The organism is Rhodopseudomonas palustris, assembly GCF_003031265.1.
Taxonomy (GTDB): Bacteria; Pseudomonadota; Alphaproteobacteria; order Rhizobiales; family Xanthobacteraceae; genus Rhodopseudomonas; species Rhodopseudomonas palustris_H.
This window is the reverse complement of record NZ_CP019966.1, coordinates 4,512,032-4,529,859: the sequence shown is the minus strand read 5'-3', so window position 1 is coordinate 4,529,859 and position 17,828 is coordinate 4,512,032. Positions and strand designations below refer to the sequence as shown.

The 17,828-nt window shown below is 65.2% G+C and carries 17 protein-coding genes; 6 read left to right on the top strand and 11 right to left on the bottom strand.

Features of this window, described 5'->3' with window-relative positions; translation table 11 throughout:
• Positions 1-52: 52 nt before the first annotated feature.
• Together RPPS3_RS20985 and purE are read right to left on the bottom strand one after the other, a co-directional pair.
• A complete protein-coding gene (locus tag RPPS3_RS20985; protein ID WP_107345786.1) occupies positions 53-1,153 on the bottom strand; it encodes a 5-(carboxyamino)imidazole ribonucleotide synthase in 1,101 nt (366 codons plus the stop codon).
• The gene (purE, locus tag RPPS3_RS20980) at positions 1,150-1,638 is read right to left on the bottom strand and encodes a 5-(carboxyamino)imidazole ribonucleotide mutase (protein ID WP_107345785.1); all 489 of its coding nucleotides are present in this window, start codon (positions 1,636-1,638) and stop codon (positions 1,150-1,152) included. Before purE ends, RPPS3_RS20985 begins: the two co-directional genes overlap by 4 nt.
• 152 nt (positions 1,639-1,790) lie before the next feature.
• On the opposite strand from purE, the gene RPPS3_RS20975 reads away from it, so the two are divergent.
• Positions 1,791-2,534 (top strand): GGDEF domain-containing protein, encoded by a 744-nt coding sequence (locus RPPS3_RS20975; RefSeq protein ID WP_107346714.1) that lies wholly within the window; start codon positions 1,791-1,793, stop codon positions 2,532-2,534.
• On the opposite strand, the gene RPPS3_RS20970 is transcribed toward RPPS3_RS20975, so the two are convergent.
• Positions 2,524-2,730 carry a YdcH family protein gene (locus tag RPPS3_RS20970; RefSeq protein ID WP_012497433.1) on the bottom strand — a complete coding sequence of 69 codons (207 nt, stop codon included), beginning with the start codon at positions 2,728-2,730 and terminating at the stop codon, positions 2,524-2,526. The two genes, RPPS3_RS20975 and RPPS3_RS20970, sit on opposite strands and share 11 nt — an antisense overlap.
• Before the next feature lie 358 nt (positions 2,731-3,088).
• On the opposite strand from RPPS3_RS20970, the gene RPPS3_RS20965 reads away from it, so the two are divergent.
• Positions 3,089-3,271, top strand: a complete 183-nt coding sequence (locus RPPS3_RS20965) for a YdcH family protein (protein ID WP_107346713.1) — start codon at positions 3,089-3,091, stop codon at positions 3,269-3,271.
• Positions 3,272-3,695: 424 nt separating this feature from the next.
• Here the strand turns inward: RPPS3_RS20965 and RPPS3_RS20960 are convergent, their stop codons facing one another.
• The 3 genes from RPPS3_RS20960 to RPPS3_RS20950 all read right to left on the bottom strand — a co-directional run bounded on the left by RPPS3_RS20960 (position 3,696) and on the right by RPPS3_RS20950 (position 7,095).
• A complete protein-coding gene (locus RPPS3_RS20960) occupies positions 3,696-4,898 on the bottom strand; it encodes an ABC transporter substrate-binding protein (protein WP_107345784.1) in 1,203 nt (400 codons plus the stop codon).
• 275 nt (positions 4,899-5,173) lie between these two features.
• Positions 5,174-5,905: a GntR family transcriptional regulator gene (locus tag RPPS3_RS20955; protein ID WP_107345783.1), complete on the bottom strand. Its 732-nt coding sequence runs from the start codon at positions 5,903-5,905 to the stop codon at positions 5,174-5,176.
• Positions 5,906-5,994: 89 nt separating this feature from the next.
• On the bottom strand, positions 5,995-7,095 hold the full coding sequence (locus RPPS3_RS20950; protein WP_107345782.1) for an NAD(P)/FAD-dependent oxidoreductase: 1,101 nt from the start codon (positions 7,093-7,095) through the stop codon (positions 5,995-5,997).
• A 169-nt stretch (positions 7,096-7,264) separates the two neighbouring features.
• Between RPPS3_RS20950 and RPPS3_RS20945 the strand changes: the two genes are divergently transcribed.
• A complete protein-coding gene (locus tag RPPS3_RS20945; protein WP_199852162.1) occupies positions 7,265-9,943 on the top strand; it encodes a sensor domain-containing protein in 2,679 nt (892 codons plus the stop codon).
• Positions 9,944-9,982: 39 nt separating this feature from the next.
• Here the strand turns inward: RPPS3_RS20945 and RPPS3_RS20940 are convergent, their stop codons facing one another.
• From RPPS3_RS20940 to RPPS3_RS20920, 5 genes are all read right to left on the bottom strand, one after another.
• Positions 9,983-10,930, bottom strand: a complete 948-nt coding sequence (locus tag RPPS3_RS20940; RefSeq protein WP_107345780.1) for a carbon-nitrogen hydrolase family protein — start codon at positions 10,928-10,930, stop codon at positions 9,983-9,985.
• A gap of 11 nt (positions 10,931-10,941) precedes the next feature.
• Positions 10,942-11,670, bottom strand: a complete 729-nt coding sequence (locus RPPS3_RS20935; protein ID WP_234820009.1) for a flavin reductase family protein — start codon at positions 11,668-11,670, stop codon at positions 10,942-10,944.
• Between the two features lie 191 nt (positions 11,671-11,861).
• Positions 11,862-12,917 carry an ABC transporter substrate-binding protein gene (locus tag RPPS3_RS20930; protein WP_107345779.1) on the bottom strand — a complete coding sequence of 352 codons (1,056 nt, stop codon included), beginning with the start codon at positions 12,915-12,917 and terminating at the stop codon, positions 11,862-11,864.
• Between the two features lie 3 nt (positions 12,918-12,920).
• The gene (locus RPPS3_RS20925) at positions 12,921-13,766 is read right to left on the bottom strand and encodes an ABC transporter ATP-binding protein (protein WP_107345778.1); all 846 of its coding nucleotides are present in this window, start codon (positions 13,764-13,766) and stop codon (positions 12,921-12,923) included.
• 11 nt (positions 13,767-13,777) lie between these two features.
• Entirely contained in the window at positions 13,778-14,611 is an 834-nt protein-coding gene (locus tag RPPS3_RS20920; RefSeq protein WP_107345777.1) for an ABC transporter permease, read from the bottom strand.
• Between the two features lie 229 nt (positions 14,612-14,840).
• Here RPPS3_RS20920 and RPPS3_RS20915 point away from each other — a divergent pair, with 229 nt between their 5' ends.
• From RPPS3_RS20915 to RPPS3_RS20905, 3 genes are all read left to right on the top strand, one after another.
• Complete coding sequence (locus tag RPPS3_RS20915) at positions 14,841-15,647, top strand: TrmB family transcriptional regulator (protein WP_107345776.1); 807 nt, start codon at positions 14,841-14,843, stop codon at positions 15,645-15,647.
• A 100-nt stretch (positions 15,648-15,747) separates the two neighbouring features.
• The gene (locus tag RPPS3_RS20910; protein WP_107345775.1) at positions 15,748-16,893 is read left to right on the top strand and encodes an ABC transporter ATP-binding protein; all 1,146 of its coding nucleotides are present in this window, start codon (positions 15,748-15,750) and stop codon (positions 16,891-16,893) included.
• Positions 16,890-17,804 carry an ABC transporter permease gene (locus tag RPPS3_RS20905; protein ID WP_107345774.1) on the top strand — a complete coding sequence of 305 codons (915 nt, stop codon included), beginning with the start codon at positions 16,890-16,892 and terminating at the stop codon, positions 17,802-17,804. Before RPPS3_RS20910 ends, RPPS3_RS20905 begins: the two co-directional genes overlap by 4 nt.
• Positions 17,805-17,828: the final 24 nt, after the last annotated feature.

Below are 17,828 nucleotides of genomic sequence, written 5' to 3'. Positions count from 1 at the left end.
GGCAATGTCCACCTGACGCGACAATTAAGTTTTGCGACGTTGGTCGGTTCCGTCAGCGTTTTCCCGGCTCGACCACCGTGACATGGCCCATCTTGCGGCCGGGCAGGGCATGGCGCTTGCCGTAGAGGTGCACGGTCGCCCCGGGAACGGTCAGCCAGCGGGTATAGTCGTGAACATCGGCGCCGATCAGGTTGGTCATGGTCACCGCGCCGTGCCGCACCGGCTCCGCGAGCGGCCAGCCGGCGATCGCTCGGATGTGCTGTTCGAACTGCGAGACCGAGGCGCCGTCCAGCGTCCAGTGCCCGGAATTATGCACCCGGGGAGCGATCTCGTTGACCAGCACCTTCGGGCCGTCCGCGCCGGGCACCACGAACATCTCGACCCCGAGCACACCGACATAACCGAGCGCATCGGCGATCGTCTTGGCGATCCGGCGAGCCTCGCTCGCCACCGCGTCGGGGATCGCCGCCGGCGCCTTGGAAACTTTGAGAATGTGGTCGCGGTGCTCGTTTTCGGTGACGTCGTAGCTCACCACCTGGCCATCGGCGCCGCGCGCAGCGATCACCGAGATCTCGCGCTCGAACGGCACGAAGGCCTCCAGAATCGCAGCCCGCGTCTCCAGGCTGGCCCAGGCCGCTTCCGGATCGTCGCCCGGGCGCAGCATCACCTGCCCCTTGCCGTCATAGCCGAACCGCCGGGTCTTCAGCACCGCGGGCAGACCGAGCCGGGTCACCGCGTCGCGCAGCGTCTGCGGCGAGGTGACGTCCGCATAGCCGGCGGTGCCAATGCCGAGCTTGGACACGAAGTCCTTCTCGGCCAAGCGGTCCTGGGTGGTCTCCAGGATGGTTTGGTTCGGCAGCACCGGTTTGCGCGCCGCCAGAACCAGCGCGGCGGAAGCGGGCACGTTCTCGAACTCGTAGGTGATGACGTCGACGTCGGAAGCAAACGATTCCAGCGCTTCGACATCGGCGTATTCGGCGCAGGTGCCGTTCTGCACCACGTCGAACGCCGGCGAATCCGGGTCGGGCGAGAATATCTGGCACTTCAGCCCGAGCCGGGCCGCGGCGAGCACCAGCATCCGGCCGAGCTGGCCGCCGCCGAGAATGCCGATGGTATCACCGGGCTTCAGCGGTTCACGGCGGGATGTGCTCACGCTGCGCCCTCCGGCCGGGCCGCGACCGAATCGGTCTGCGCCTTGCGCCATGCCGCCAGCCGCGTCGCCAGATCGGAATCGGTCAGCGCCAGCACGCTCGCGGCGAGCAGCGCCGCGTTGATCGCGCCGGCCTTGCCGATCGCCAGCGTGCCGACCGGGATGCCGGCCGGCATCTGCACGATTGAATACAGCGAATCCAGGCCCGACATCGTCTTGGATTCCACCGGCACGCCGAACACCGGCAGCTCCGTCAGCGCCGCGGTCATCCCCGGCAGATGCGCAGCCCCGCCGGCGCCGGCAATGACAATGCGGTAACCCGCTGCCTTTGCGCCCTTGGCGAAGGTATAGAGACGGTCGGGGGTGCGATGCGCGGAAACGATCTGGGCGTCATGGGCGACGCCAAGGGCGGTCAGGGTGTCGGCGGCATGCCGCATCGTCTCCCAGTCCGACTGGCTGCCCATGATGATCGCGACGGGAGCTGTCATTCAAACGATTCTTTCGAGCGATTCTGTCGTGAATCCAGAAACATAGGTGGGGATTATAGGAACGCCAGCCGCTCCGGCCAAGGCGTCCGGAATGCACTATCCTTTCTTGGTGAAGAGCGGCAAGTGTTGTGGCGGTTCTCCGGCTGATTCTGATGAAAAAGAAGCCCATCCGCCCCTCGTCCGCCCGCCGCTCCGTCGACCGTGGGACCCCGAAACCTGCCGCCAAGAAGCGAAAACTGCCGACTGCCGGGCCGCGCCCGGCCCCGGCGACGCCGCGGGCGCAGGTTGCCGGGGGGCGGCTGCCGGCCGATCCGCAGCTCAAGATCCGCCGGCTGAAGGCCCAATTGGCCGCCGCTCTGGCCGAGATCGACGTGCTGCGCGCGTCCGCCGAAACCGACTTCCTGCTCGGCATCGCCAATCGCCGCGGCTTCGAGCGCGAGCTCGGCCGGGCGCTGGCCTACATCAAGCGCTACGGCGCCGGCGGTGCGCTGATCATGCTGGATGTCGACCGGCTGAAACCGGTCAATGACACCCTCGGCCATGCCGCCGGCGACGTCGTGCTGAAGGCGGTGACCGAGGCGCTGCTGCGCCACGTCCGGGCGTCCGATCTGATCGGCCGGCTCGGCGGTGACGAGTTTGCCTTGCTGTTGTGGAATCTCGACGAAACCGACGCGCGCGCCAAAGCGCTCGGCTTGGAGACGGCGGTCGACGAGCTTGCGATCCGCTATGGCGATCAAACGATCGAGGTCGGGATCTCCGCTGGCGTTGCGATGCTGACGCCGGAGATGGACGCTGCCGAAGCGTTCGCCGTTGCCGATCAGGCGATGTATGCCCGCAAGGCAGAGCGCCGCGCGGCGTCGGCTGCCAAGACGTCGGCAGCCAAGATCAAGCGATGATGTCGGGCGTGATCTGATCTTCGATGAAGGCGATGCGATCACGCAGCGCCAGCTTGCGCTTCTTCAGCCGCTGCAGACGCAACAGATCGGGCGCAGGCGAATGGTGCAGCGCATCGATCGCGGCGTCGAGATCGCGGTGCTCTTGTTGCAGCTTAGCCAGCTCGGCACCGAGGTCGCCCTCGTCTTCGTCGGTCATGATCAGTGTCGGCTTGAACCGGTTCGCGAAGCGCGGCCCGGTTGCGGAGGAATGTCGATCAGTTCGCCGTCATTATCGCCTTTGCGGCGTTGCGAGCAAGCGGTGCGTCCGCGCATCGTGCGGCGTACGACCTTCGTCAGGTGAATAATTCCAAAACCCGCGTTCGGACATTCGATGCTTTCGCGGAAACCCCTCATCCTCGGGCGTTTGCGGGGATGAACTGATCGTGCTCACGAATCGTTTCGTGAGGCGCGAAATTATGACGCGGATATTTCAAGACCTATCGACAGACGCCACCAGAGATGTACACTTCCTCGTCCGGATGGAAACTCAGTCTCATCAAAAGAGGAGGTTTCGTATGGCAATTCAGGCGCATCTCGTCGAACTGGAACGCAAGCACAAAGTTCTGGAGACCGAATTGCACAACGCTCTCGCCCATCCTTCTACGGACGACGTGCGTATTGCCGAGCTGAAACGTCGCAAGCTCATGGTCCGGGATCAAATCGCGAAACTGAAGCAAACCAAGACCAGCGTACACTGACCTCCCTCACTGCACTGCAGCAAAGCTGCCCCTCGCTGACGTCCGCATCGATGATGCCGACGACGTGATGGCGACAGCTTCGGGACATCATTCACCTCTGACGCCGAAGAGCCTTCCGGGCGGCGCCAGAGGGGATTTGAAGTCCCAATCCCCAGGTGATTGACGCCGGTCACAGCGCCGCAAGGCGGCGAGGTGATCGGCAATCGCCATAAACGCCGCAGATCCTGGCAACCAATCCCAACCACTTTGATCAATCGGCGCGATGTTCGCGTGAGTGTTCATTGCTCGACGCGAATCCGTGTGTCGCGGACAGTGCCGATTCCCGATCCGATGATTGAGCACGCTGGCCCGCCGCGCATGGCGGCCGACGCGATGCTTGCACCAGTATTGACGCAAGAAGCGCGACGCCGCCGCGTACAGCGCGTTACTCGGTTGAGCGCACCTCTCCGAACCGTTCCCATTGCTTGCCGGTGAAGCGCATGAACTGGACCTGTTCGATCGGAAGGTGGTCGTCGGCCGCAGTCTGGACCTTGATCCCCGGCAGCAGCATCGGCAGCTCCAGCTGTTTGATCGAGAGCGCCTGCTTCATGATGTTGTCGCGGCTGAGATCGTTGCCGGCCGCCTTCAGCACGTGTTCGAGCACCATGCCGTTGTTGTAGCCGTTGACGTAGTTGGAATCGCGCAAGTCGCCGTCCGGAATGTACTTCTGCATGTAGGCCCGCCAATCCTTTACGCCGGGATCGTCGGTCCATGCAGGATCGAGCGGATCCTTGACGTAAGCGGTCGAGATGATGCCGACACCGGCGTCGACGCCGGCCGGCTCCATCACCGATGACATCCACACCGAGACGTTGGACAGGAAGCGCATCGGCTTCCAGCCGATCTCGAATGTCTTGCGGATCGCCTGGGCGGCGAATTTCGGTGTTGCTGCGATGATCAGCGCGTCGGCCCCGCTGGCTTTCAGGCTGACGATCTGCGAGTCGATGGTCGGGTCGGTGACTTCGTACATGCTCGCGGTCACCGCCTTGTCGTAGCGCTCGCCGAGCACATCGCGCAGTCCGGCAAGATAGTCGCGCCCGAAATCGTCGTTCTGAGCGATCACCGCGAAGGTGGCGTCCGGCTTCTTCTCCAGGGCATAGCGGGCGTACATTCTCGCTTCGTTGCGGAACGGCGCCATGATGCCCATGATGGCGAGTGGGTACTGCGAGATGTCGCCGAATTTGGAGGCGCCGGAAGCGACGAATAGCTGCGGCACCTTCTTGCTCTGCAGATATTTGGCGATTGCTGTGTTGTGCGCGGTGCCCATGGTGGAGAAGATGAACGAGACTTCGTCGCTTTCGACCAGCCGCCTGGTCTGCTCCACCGTTTTCGGTGGCACGTAGCCGTCGTCGAGTGAGATCAGGTTGATCTTGCGGCCGTTGATGCCACCGCGATCGTTGACCATCTTGAAGTAAGCGAGCTCGCCCTTGCCGAGAATCCCGAATGCCGAAACCGGCCCGCTATAGGGCATGGTCTGCCCGATGCGGATTTCGGTCTGGGTGATCCCCGGCTGGTCCTCGGCTGATGCGGCGGTGCCGATCAGGCCGAGGGATACGGCGAGCAATGCCCGCGCGGTCGTCATGCGCATGCTGGTTTCCTCCGTTTGGTTTTTTGCTGGTGCCGGTCGTTGAATGTGCCGGTCGTCGTTTCGGTCGAATGGTCGCTGCAGGATCGGAGATTGGCGATCGGCCGCAGGCGACCGGAGTTTTCATTGGCTTTGGGCTGTTCTCTTCGCGCGAACCGCTTTCGATCGCGCAAAGCCGCTGTTGCGGTGCTCGGGGCGGCCCTCGGGCGCCCTCGGCCATCGTTTCGATCACTTAAGCGACGCTGGCCGCGCCGCGAATATCGGCGAGACCCGATCAGTCACACCGCCCGATCAGCCTCGAGAAATCCACCGGAGGAGATCGCGACGCTGTCCTTGGTTGCGGTGAAATGCTTGGCCAAAGCCGCGACCGCCGCCTCGGCGTCGCGCCTGATCACCGCATCGACGATGGCCGCATGCTCGATGTCGACATCGGCCGGATCGCGCCCGGAGTCGCGCCGGATCGACAGCCGTCGGTAGCGTTCGCTTTGTTCATGCAGAAGGTTGCGGAAGCGCAGCAGCCAGGGTGAGTCATAGCCGCTCACCAGCGCGAGGTGAAAGGCGTTATGGTGCTTGGCCCATTCGTCGTAGTGCAGGGGATCGTCGCCCGGAAAACGGTGCGGAAACGCCTTCAGAGTCCCCCAGGTGGCTTCGACCGCATTGAACCAAGCCTGGTCGCCGAGTTCGATTGATCGCCGTAGCATCAATCCCTCGATCTCGATGCGCGATCGGGTGACGTCGGCGAGATCCTCTAGAGACACCGGGCTGACGCGGAAGCCGCGTTGGTCGGCGGCCTGCACCAGCCCGTCGGCGACGAGGCGGGACAACGCCTCACGGACGGCCGCGAGGCTGACCGAGAACTGCTTGGCGAGGCCGGCGATGTGTAGCTTTTGTCCCGGCAGCAGGCGGGTCGCCAAAATATCGGCGCGTATCCGCTCCTGGACCGCGGAGGTCAGGCTCCGCGGGCCGTCGCCATCCAACGCATAGTGAAGGATCGGACTTGCGCTGCTCATGCTGCGAACAAATCGCAGGATGGGCCGCGCGTCAACGGAAAATCGATTTTCGATATTTCGGGATAGGGCGGGCTTCTGTCCGCGTGCGATCAGCCGGTGAGCGTGGCGACGTGGTCGGCAATCGCCAGCGAAGCCGTCAGCCCAGGGGATTCGATCCCGAACAGGTTGATCAGCCCCGGCACGCCATGCTCACGCGGGCTCTGCACTACGAAATCCTGCACAGCGACCGACGGCGGCACGATCTTGGGCCGGATGCCGGAGTAACCGGGTGACAGCGCGCCGTCCGGCAGGCCCGGCCAGTACTTGCGGATCGCCGGATAGAACCGTTCCGCGCGCGCCGGATCGACCACGTAGTCGAGCTCGTCGATCCACTCGACGTCGGGACCGAACTTCGCTTGGCCGCCGAGATCCAGCGTCAGATGAACGCCGAGCCCGCCGGGCTCCGGCACCGGATAGATCAGGTGGGAGAACGGCGCGCGCGCGCTGCAGGTGAAGTAATTGCCCTTGGCGAGATACGGCGTCGGCACCAGCTCCGTCGGCATGCTGGCGATCGAACGCGCCACAGCGGTTGCGCAGAGGCCGGCGGCATTGATCAGCATCCGGCAGCCCAGCGTCATCGGCATCTCGCCGCCGATCTCGAGCGCGAGCAGCTCGCCTTCACGGCGTGCCGACAGCAGCGGCGCGTGAAACGCAAACGCCGCGCCGGCGGCTTCGGCGTCACCGCGCAGCGCCAGCATGTAAGAGTGGCTGTCGACGATGCCGGTCGACGGCGACACCAGTGCGGCGACGCAGGACAGCGCCGGCTCCATCTGCTGCGCTTCGGCGCCGTCGATCGCGCGCAGATCATCGACGCCGTTGGCGGCGGCGTGGGCTCGGATCGATTCCAGCTTGGCGGCTTCCGCCGCGGTGGTGGCGACGATCAGCTTGCCGCATTGCCGATGCGGAATGCCGTGATCGGCGCAATAGGCATACAGCGCGCGGCGGCCGGCGACGCAGAGCTGCGCCATCAGGCTGCCGGCCCGATAATAGATGCCGGCGTGGATCACTTCACTGTTGCGCGACGAGGTGCCGGTTCCGATCGCTTCGGCCTGCTCGACCACGATCACTTCGCGGCCCTGCTGCGCCAATTTCCGCGCGATCGCCAGCCCGACCACCCCTGCGCCGACGACGACGCACTCAACTTCTTCCATCGATCCGCGCTCTTGTTGCGATTGACTCGTCCCGCGGCGTTTATGATCGGGTTAACCATCTCGGGTCAATTGATGAAAATTCGCGCAATCACTGCCTGCCGGGCCAGCGGTGTTTACATGTTCCAAACATCTCTTGCACCAGACTCGGATTGCAATCTCTGGGTGTTTTATGACGGCGCGGATGAGGAAAGCGGGCAGGGGGGCAGCATGTGCTGCATTGGGCACCTGTCTGTTTTCGTCGGCGGCTAACGCGGCGCCCGGCTTCGTGCCCTCCAGCTACATCGGCAACATCGAGCCCGAGATCCTCTGGGAGTTGCTGATCGGCGGCTTCGTTGTCGCGTCTTTCATGTGCGCGACCGCGCTGTGGGCGACCTCGATGCTGCGCAAGCAGCGCCGCGCCCATCGCCGCAAGAACATGCTGGTCGATTCCGTGCTGAACAAGCTGCAGCAGGGCGTCGTCATCGCCGATTCCTCGGGCCGGATCGTGTTCTGCAACGATCGCTATCTCGAGATGTACAAACTGACGCGCGCCGAGGTCGCGCCGGGAATGCCCGGGCGCGATCTGTTGGCACTGCGCCGTGCCCGCGGGATGCTCGATCTCACCAATGACGAGTTCTACCGCAACGCCGGCCTGCCGCAGGGTTACGTTTCCGAACTGCCCGACGGCCGCTGCATCCAGGTCAAGTTCTCGCGGCTCGCCAATGGCGGCACCATTGCGACCCATGACGATTGCAGCGAACTGCGCCGAATGTCGAAGGAGCTGTCGACCACCAAGCAGTTCCTGGAATCGGTGATCGACAACATCCCGGTCTGCGTCGCCGCCAAGAGCATAGAAGACGGCCGTTACATCCTGGCCAATCGGGCGTTCGAGACCCTGTCGGGGCTGAGCCGCGACAAGATCATCGGCGCCACCGCCGACCAATTGTATCCGGCGCGCTCCGCGGCGAGCATCCGCGCGGCGGACGAGAGCGCGCTGCAATCCACCACCGGCGCCTATCAGTCCGAGCTGACCGTCGAGATGGGGCGGGGCGATCGCATTCTCGCCAGCAACCGCGTGGTCGCCCGCAACGAACACGGCGAGCCGGAATTCCTGATCGCGCTGTTCGAGGACATCACCAATCGCCGCGCATTGTCGGTCGAATTGGAAAAGACCAAGCGCTTCCTCGAACTGGTGATCGACAACATTCCGGTGGCGCTGACGGTGCAGAACACCGCGGACGGCCGCTACGTGCTCGCCAACCGCGGTGCCGAGATCATTCTCAACCGCCGCCGCGAGGATGCCACCGGGCTGACCACCGGCGAAATCTTCAACGCCAAGGAAGCGCGGCTGATCGCCGAGCGCGACGAACTGGCGATCCGCAAGGGCGGCCTCGTCGTCGAGGAGCATCCGATTTCGACCGCCGGCGGCTTGCGGCTGTTCGTCACCCGCCGGATGACCGTGACCGATCAGGCCGACCAGGTGAACTATCTGATCAAGACCCATGTGGATGTCACCGACCGCCGCCAGACCGAGGCGCGGATGGCCCATATGGCGTATCACGACGGCCTCACCAACCTGCCGAACCGCGACGCCTTCCTGAAGTCGCTGACCCAGATGATCGAGGCGTGCGACAACGCGGTCGATGAATTCGCGGTGCTCTCCGTCGACCTCGATGGTCTGAAGGAGATCAACGATGTGTTCGGCCACGCGATCGGCGACAAGCTGCTGGTCGAGGTGGCGCGGCGGATCGAATGGGCCTCGCGCGGCGGCGTGGTGGCGCGTCTGTCCGGCGACGAATTCGGCCTGATCATCGATGGTCCGCAGCCGGCCGCGGCCCGCAATCTCGCCGGCATGGTGGCGAAAGCGCTCGCACCCGGCTTCGTCATCGACGACAAGACGGTGCGGATCGGCGTCACCACCGGCGTGGCGCTGTTTCCTGCCAACGGCACCGACGCCGCTTCGCTGCTGGCCAATGCCGGCGCTGCGCTCTTCCGCGCCAAGGCCAAGGCGCGCGGCTCTGTCACGGTGTTCGAGCCCGAAATGGACATGCAGATCCGCGACCGCCGGGTGCTGCATCAGGATCTGTCGAACGCGATCCGCAACGGCGAGATGTCGCTGTACTACCAACCGCAGGCGTCGAGCACCAAGCGCGTCGGCAACAACGATATCGTCGGCTTCGAGGCGTTGACGCGCTGGCGCCATCCGACCCGCGGCTTCGTGCCGCCGAGCGAGTTCATTCCGCTCGCCGAAGAGAGCGGGCTGATCGTCGAGCTCGGCGAATGGATCTTGCGCGAAGCCTGCCGTCAGGCCGCCTCATGGGCGCGGCCGCTGCAGGTCGCCGTCAACCTGTCGCCGGCGCAATTCCTCAACACTGATCTGGTCGCCTTCGTGCACGAGGTGCTGCTGCAGACCGGGCTCGAACCGGGCCGCCTGGAGCTTGAAATCACCGAGGGCGTGCTGATCGAAGATTTTGATCGCGGCCTGTCGCTGCTGCGCCGGCTGAAGGCGCTCGGCGTCCGGGTGTCGATGGATGATTTCGGCAGCGGCTATTCTTCGCTGACCTATCTGCAGGCGTTCCCGTTCGACAAGATCAAGATCGACCGCGCCTTCATCATGAACCTCGGCCGCAATCCGCAATCGGCGGCGATCGTTCGCGCCGTGATCGGCCTCGGCCACGGCCTCGGCGTCACGCTGGTGGCCGAAGGCGTCGAAACCCAGGATCAGCTCGACTTCCTGGTCGACGAGTCCTGCGATGCGGTGCAGGGCTATCTGATCGGCAAGCCGGCGCCGATCGATCAGTATCGCTGGCTGGTCGGGCTCGATGCGCTCGACGACAGCACCCCGCTCCGCGCTCGCGAAGCAGGCTGATCGCCCGCTTCGCCGAGCGCGGAGAAGTTCGTCGAGAGCTTAGGCGCCGGTGTTGTCCGGCTTGCCGCCGAACGCCACCGGGGTCTGCGGCCGCTCATCGACATGCAGCGTGAACAGGTCCGGCCGCGAATAGTGGCCGACCGCGTCGAAGTCGAGCTTCGAGCCGAGGATGTCGTCGGTGTCGATGTCGGCGGTCAGGATGCCTTCTTCGTCGAGCAGCGGGCCGGCGAGGATTTCGCCGAGCGGCCCGACGATCACCGAGCGGCCGCGCATCATCCACTCGTCCGGGCCGGCCTCGATCCGGCTGGCATAGTCCTCCGGGAAGTCGGAGCGCCGCATCACCTGGCAGGCGCCGATCACGAAGCAGCGGCCTTCCAGCGCGATGTGGCGCATGGTTGCGATCCAAGTTTCACGGTCGTCGGCGGTCGGCGCGGCCCAGATCTGCACGCCCTTGGCGTAGTAGGCGGCGCGCATCAGCGGCATGTAGTGCTCCCAGCAGATCGCGCCGCCGAGCTTGCCGTAGGGCGTGTCGACCACGGTGAGCGTCGAAGCGTCGCCGAAGCCCCACACCAGCCGCTCCGAGCCGGTCGGCATGAGCTTGCGGTGGACGCCGAGCAGGCCGGTTGGCGCCAGATACAGCGCCGTGCAATACAGCGTGCCGCCGTCGCGCTCGATCACGCCGACCACGGCGTGGAGGTCGTGTTCGGCGCAGGCGGCGACGAGCTGATCCACTTCCGGTCCCGGAATAGTGATGGCGCCGCGGACGTAGCGGGCGAAATCCTCGCGGCCTTCCGGCGTGCGCCGTCCGATCGCGCAGCCGAAATCGAGGCCTTTCGGATAGCCGCCGATGAAGGCTTCCGGAAACACCGCGACCTTTGCGCCCTTGGCGGCGGCTTCGCCGATCAAGGCGACGGTGCGCGCGGTCGCACCCGCGGCGTCGAACGGAATGGTCGTCGCCTGCACTGCTGCGACTTTCAACTTGGCCATCTGATGAGTCCTTATGATGCGGTGGTGAGGGTGACCTGCGCGTCCTGCCAGAGCGGACGGTCGAGATCGAACAGATCGCGGGTGCGGGTGTAGGCGGAGGCGCCGTGCATCCGGCCGACGAGATCGAGCGCGGCGTGGTCGACGCGCGGGCGCTCCGGATCGCCGGTCAGGACGTGTTGAGCGTAGTGCGCGTGCAGCACTTCTCCGACCACCATCACCTGGCCGGGGCCGGTGTCGAGCCAGTGGGTGCGGCGGCATTCGAATGCGACCGGCGAGGCGGCGATCCGCGGCGGGGAGACGGCGACGCTCGGCAGCGTCTGAAGACCGGCGAGATCGAGTTCGTCGACCTCCGGTGGTGCTTCGACGCAGGTCGCGTTCATCGCCTCGACCAGGCTGAACGGCACGAGGTTGACGACGAATTCGCCGGTGGCGCGGATGTTTGCGGCGGTGTCTTTCGGCGCGTCGGGCCGCGCCAAAATGCCGAGCGCGACGACGGGGCGATCGGAGCCGAACATGTTGAAGAATGAGTAGGGTGCGGCGTTGACGCAGCCGTCGGGCGAGCGCGTGACGACCCAGGCGATCGGTCGCGGCATGATGGTCGACGCCATCAACCGATAGCGATCCGCGCCGGACATCTTGGCGAAGTCGAAGTGGCGCTGCGGCTGCTCGACGCTGGCGAAGGGCTTGTCGCTCGGCCGAGCTAACGCATCGACCGGAGATGATATCAGCGTAGTGCTCATCACGATCCTGCCACCGCGACGCTGCGCGGGTGAAAGTTAGTTATCCGTCATGGCCGGGCTTGTCCCGGCCATCCACGTCTTTCTTGCGGTCCAAGCTGCAAGGCGTGGATGGCCGGCACGAGGCCGGCCATGACGAGGTTGAGAGATGTGCCAAAATCCATTGGCAGAAGGTTCGGACGTGATGTTCGTTCTCAGGCCCGGGTGATCTTCACGCTCTTCGGGTCGAAGCCCTTGGCCACGGCTTCCTTGTCGGCCGCGCTGGCGATCGTGGTGTCGACGAACTTGCTGACGTCGGGCACGCGCGGCAGCAGCTTGTTTTCGACGCCCCATTTGGCGAGCGTGTCCATCTTGGCGATCTGCGCCGGCGTCAGGGTCGCCTTGATGTCGCTGAACGACTTGGCGCTCCACGCCGGATCGTAGCTGGACGCTTTCTCCAGCACCTCGACCGGAATGTTCTTGGCAGGCTCCAGCGTGCGGAACCAGCCGTTGACCAGATCGTGGTTCTGGCTGGCGAAGAACAGCGCTTCGGAATTCGCCATCAACATCCGTTTCAGCACGTCGGGGCGGTCCTTGAAGAAGCGGTTATTGGCGGCGAGCACGATCACCGGCGTGACGTTCTGCGACACCACCTGGGCGAAGCCGGCGTTCTCGAAGAACGATACGAACGGATCGTAGGTGAAGAACGCATCGATGCGCTGCGAACCGACTGCGTCAGCGAGTTCGGCGGGGCCGACATTGACGAAGGTGACATCCTTACCCGGCGTCAGTCCGGCCTTCGCCACGGCTTCCTGCGCGTTCTGGAACGCGGTGATGCCGAAGGTGCCGTAAATTTGCTTGCCCTTGAGGCCGGCCAAATCGGTGATGCCCGACTTCTTGGTAGTCAGCACGGCCGAGCGGAAGATCGCCTGCGACGACACGGTGGTGACCGGCGCGCCGATCGCCATCGTGGTGACGGCGGCAAAGTCGGACAGCGTGCCGATGTCGGCCGCGCCGGAGACCAGCGCCTCGGTGATCGCTGGCGACGCGGCGAGCTGGATCATCTCCATCTTCAGGCCGTGACGCTCCGCGATATCGGTGCGCATCAGCACGTGGGCGATCTGGGCCGACACCGTGGTGGTGTTGAACCAGCCCATCTTGACGACATCGCTACCCTGCGCCCGCAGGATCGACGGCGCCGCGAGCGGCATGGTGGCGGCAAAGCCGGCGGCGAGCTGACCGAAGCGGCGGCGCGATAGAGTGATTGTCACGGCTTATTCCCCTTTTTGCCATTCAGGCTTCAGCGTCTCCCAGAGGTCGTTGACCGTGGAGACGAACCATGGATCGGAACGCATTTCGGCGGTGCGCGGCCGCGGCAGCGGCACCAGCACTTCGTCGCGCACGCGGCCGGGCCGCGGGCTCATCACCACGACGCGGTCGGCGAGGAACACCGCCTCTTCGATGCCGTGGGTGACGAAGATCACCGTCTTGCCGGCCTCCGAGGAGATGCGGGCGATTTCTTCCTGCAGCAGCACGCGGGTCTGGGCGTCGAGCGCGCCGAACGGCTCGTCCATCAGGAGGATGTCGGGATCGGGCGCCAGCGCACGGGCGATCGCGGCGCGCTGCTTCATGCCGCCGGACATCTGATGCGGATACTTGTCTTCGAAGCCGGTGAGATGAACCGTCTTGATCAGCGCCCGCGCGATCTCGGCGCGTTCGGTCTTCGGCATGCCCTTCGCCTTCAGGCCGAACTCGACGTTCTGCTGCACCGTCATCCAGCCGAACAGCGCGTAGTCCTGAAACACCACGGTGCGCGACGCGTCAGGTTTCGAGATTGGACGGCCGTCCTGCAGGATCTGGCCGCTCGAGGCCGATTGGAAGCCGGCGATGATGCTGAGCAGCGTCGACTTTCCGCAGCCCGACGGGCCGAGCAGCGAGATGAACTCGCCTTTCTTGATGCGCAGCGACACGCCGTCGAGCGCGATCACCGCCTGGTGGGTGGTCTTGGAGTCGTACACCTTGCCGACATTGCGGATGTCGATCTGGACCTCGGCAGTGGTCGCCTGCGGCACGGCAAGCTCGGCGGCAGCCAAGGTGGCGGGTGCGAATTGTGCGTTCATGGTGAGGGCCCTCAGCTGCGCTCGGAAGGAGCCCACGCGTTCACGCGCCGCTCGATACGTTCAAGGATGGCGGACATCGCGAAGCCGATCAGTCCGATCGTCACCATGCCGGCGACGACGTTGTTGATCTGGAAGAGCATGCGCGACTGCTGGATCAGGTAGCCGAGGCCGGTCTGGGCGGCGATCAGTTCGGCGGTGACGACGCACATCCAGCCGACGCCGAGCGCGATGCGCAGGCCGGGCAGGATGATCGGCAGCGAGGCGGGGATCAGCACGTCAGTGAACAGCTGCCAGGGTTTGGCGCCGAGGCAGAGTGCGGCGTTCATCTGGTTGCGGTCGAGGCCGCGGATCGCCGTGTAGGTGGCGATGAACACCGGGAAGACGGCGCCGAGGAACACCAGAAAGTAGGAGGCAGCGTCGCCGAGGCCGAACCACAGGATGGTGATCGGGATCCAGGCCAGCGGCGGGATCGGCCGCAGCGCTTCGATCACCGGCCGGACGTAGTCCGACACCGTGCGCCACCAGCCGCAGAGCAAGCCGAGCGCCAGACCGACCACGCAGGCGAGCAGGAAGCCGACCGCAACGCGCTGCAGGCTGGCGCCGAGATGCACCCAGAGCGAGCCGTCGAGCGCGAGTTGCCACAGCGCTTCGGCGATCGCGACCGGCGAGGGCAGCAGGAAGCCGTCGACCAGATTGAGCTGGGTGATCGCCTGCCAGATCGCGAAGAACGCGGTGAGACCGACCGCGGCCCGCATCGGCCGCCCCGCAAAGGCATTCTGAATCATCGCGAACCGCGGCCTCATCGTTTCAACCGGCAGGCGGCCCGCATCGGCTTCCGCTTCCATCTGCAATCCTCCTTTGGTCGCGCTCCGTCGTCGCGTGACCCCTGAACTTTGGAATATGTCGGATAAATCCGTCAATCTGAATCGGTGAGAGGTCGGAACATAAATCGAGCAAAACCGCAGAATATCCGCTTAACTTGACGCCATTTGCCGGAGCATTGTGCATTGCGGTCAATTTCGGCCATAAATCATCGGGAAAATCCGACAATAGACGTTGCGGCCGAGATCGGACATGGTCGGCGCGCTTCCGCGGTGGGGGACGACGTTGGATATCGAAGGAAAATTGGCCCGGATCGGCATCACCGGGTCGCTCTACAAGCTGTATCTGACTGCCGTCGGGCTCGGCGGCGCGTCGGTGACGGCGGTCGCGGCCAAGGCCGGCCTGCCGCGCACCACCGCGCATGATGCGCTTGCCAAGCTGGAGGCCGAAGGGCTGGTCCGGTTCGTTGACCACGGCAAGCGGCGCTTCGTCGTGGCCCAGGAGCCCGGCATCCTGCTGGAGCGGCTGGAAGCACGCCGGCAGATGCTGGAAGACGTGATGCCGGTGCTGCGCTCGATGTATCACCACGAGAGCGGCCAGCCGAACGTACGCTTCCATCCCGGGCCCGAAGGTATCCGCACCACGCTGTGGGATACGTTGTCGGGTGGCGACAAGGTGCTGCGCGCGACGCTGTCGATGCGCGAACTGATGGCCGAGCCCGGCCTGGAAGAAATGGAGCACTATCTGCAGGAGCGCGCCCGCCGCGGCATTTGGTTGCGGGTGATCCGCTCGGTCGAGCGCGACATCGCGCCGATCTGGCCGTCCAGCCAGGAATTGTGCCGCGAGCTGCGCTACGCGCCGCACGAGCACACGCTGTCGATGACCTGTTTCATCTACGGCAACAAAGTCTGCCTGATCTCGTCCGCACGCGAGAGCTACGGGCTGATCATCGACAGCGCCGAATTCGCCGCGTTCCAGGCCTCGATGTTCGACGCGATGTGGAGTCTCAGTACGCCGGATACCCAGCCAGCGATCCTGACGCCCGACGGCGAGGGATGAGCGAAGTACCGGCGTTCGCGACGGTTGAGTAGCGTGCGATAGGCCGCTACAGCTTGCGGTTCTGATCGAACCGGCCTGGAGCTGTAGAGACGCTGAGGACATGACGGAGCACGCTGGATATTCCGCGCCGGCCGAGGTTGCCGGTGAGCCGCTGTTGCGTATCGAAGCCGTGGAGAAACGGTTCGGCGGTTTCGTCGCCGTCGACCGGCTGTCGCTGGACATCAAGGCCGGCGAGTTCTTCGCGCTGCTGGGTCCCAGCGGTTGCGGCAAGACGACGCTGCTGCGGATGCTGGCGGGCTTCGAGACGCCGGATGCCGGGCGCATCCTGCTGAACGGCGTGGATATCGCCGCGGTGCTGCCGCACGAGCGCCCGGTCAACATGATGTTCCAGAACTACGCGCTGTTTCCGCACCTCACCGTCGCGGCCAATATCGCGTTCGGGCTGAAGCGGGCGCGGCTGCCGCGCAAGGAGATCAAGGCGCGGGTCGCCGAGATGCTGGCGCTGGTCAGGCTCGAAGGGCTCGGTAAGCGCAAGCCGGATCAGCTTTCCGGCGGCCAGCAGCAGCGCGTCGCGCTGGCGCGGGCGCTTGCGCTCCGGCCGAAGCTGCTGTTGCTCGACGAGCCGATGGCAGCGCTGGACAAGAAGCTGCGCGAAAGCACGCAGCTCGAACTGATGGCGCTGCAGAAGCGGCTCGGCATGACCTTCGTGATCGTCACTCACGATCAGCAGGAGGCGATGACGGTGGCTGATCGGATCGGCGTGATGCGCGCCGGCAAGCTCGATCAGGTCGCGGCACCGCGGCAGCTCTACGAAGCGCCGGCTTCGCGCTGGGTCGCGGAGTTCGTCGGCGACGTCAACATGCTGGAAGGCAGCGTCGCCGGCCGCGACAACGGCCGCATCACGGTTGCGACCGGCGGGGCCGGTGAGGTCGTGGTGGCCGAGCCGCGTGCCGCCCTGGAGGCCGAGGCGATCTGCGTCGCGATCCGGCCGGAGAAGATCAAGCTGTCGCTGCGCGGCCCTGCCGCCGACGCCGGCCATGCCGATGCGATCAACCGGCTCGACGGCACCATCACCGACATCGGCTATGCCGGCGGCATGACCAGCTACAAGGTGCGGCTCGATCACGGCGCCACCTTGCTGGCCGCAATGGCCAATACGACGCGGCTCGACGTCGATGCGTATCACGCCGGCCAGCATGTGGTGGCGTGGTTCTCGCCCGACGATTGCGTGGTGCTGACCCGATGAGCGGCCGCCGGATTTTCACCAAACCGGCGCGGCTCGCGGCCGTCGCGCCCTATGTCTGGATGCTGCTGTTCTTCCTGGTGCCGTTCGGCTTCGTGGTGAAGATCAGCCTGTCGCACACCGCGATCGCGCAGCCCCCTTATACGCCGGTGTTCGATCTTGCCGCCGGCTGGACCGCGCTGCGTGCGGCGTTCGACGCGCTGTCGGCGGACAATTTCAAGCTGATCTTCGGCGACCACCTCTACGTCGTTTCCTACTTGCGCAGCCTTACCGTCGCGGCGGTGTCGACCGCGATTCTGCTGCTGATCGGCTATCCGATCGCCTACGCGATGGCGCGGCTGCCGCGCCGCTGGCAGCCGTTGGCGATGATGCTGGTGATCGTGCCGTTCTGGACCTCGTTCCTGATCCGGATCTACGCCTGGATCAACATCCTGCAGCACGACGGTCTGCTCAATCAGCTGCTGCTGGCGCTGCATATCGTGTCGAAGCCGGTGGTGTGGCTGTCGACCGACACCGCGATGTATGTCGGCATCGTGTATTCGTATCTGCCGTTCATGGTGCTGCCGCTGTACGCGACGCTGGCCAAGCTGCCGCATTCGCTGTCGGAAGCCGCCGCCGATCTCGGCGCCTCGCCGCGGCAGGCTTTCTGGCTGGTGACGTTCCCGCTGTCGCTGCCCGGCATCGGCGCCGGCGTGCTGCTGTGCTTCATCCCGATCGTCGGCGAGTTCGTCATCCCCGATCTGCTCGGCGGCTCGACCTCGCCGATGATCGGCCAGACGCTGTGGCTGGAGTTCTTCACCAACCGCGACTGGCCGGTCGCCTCGGCGCTCGCGGTGCTGCTGCTCGGCGTGTTGCTGCTGCCTCTCCTGATCTACGAGCGCGCGCAGCGACGCCAGCTGGAGGGGAGGTCGTGATGGGCGGGATAGCCTTTGTCGCGA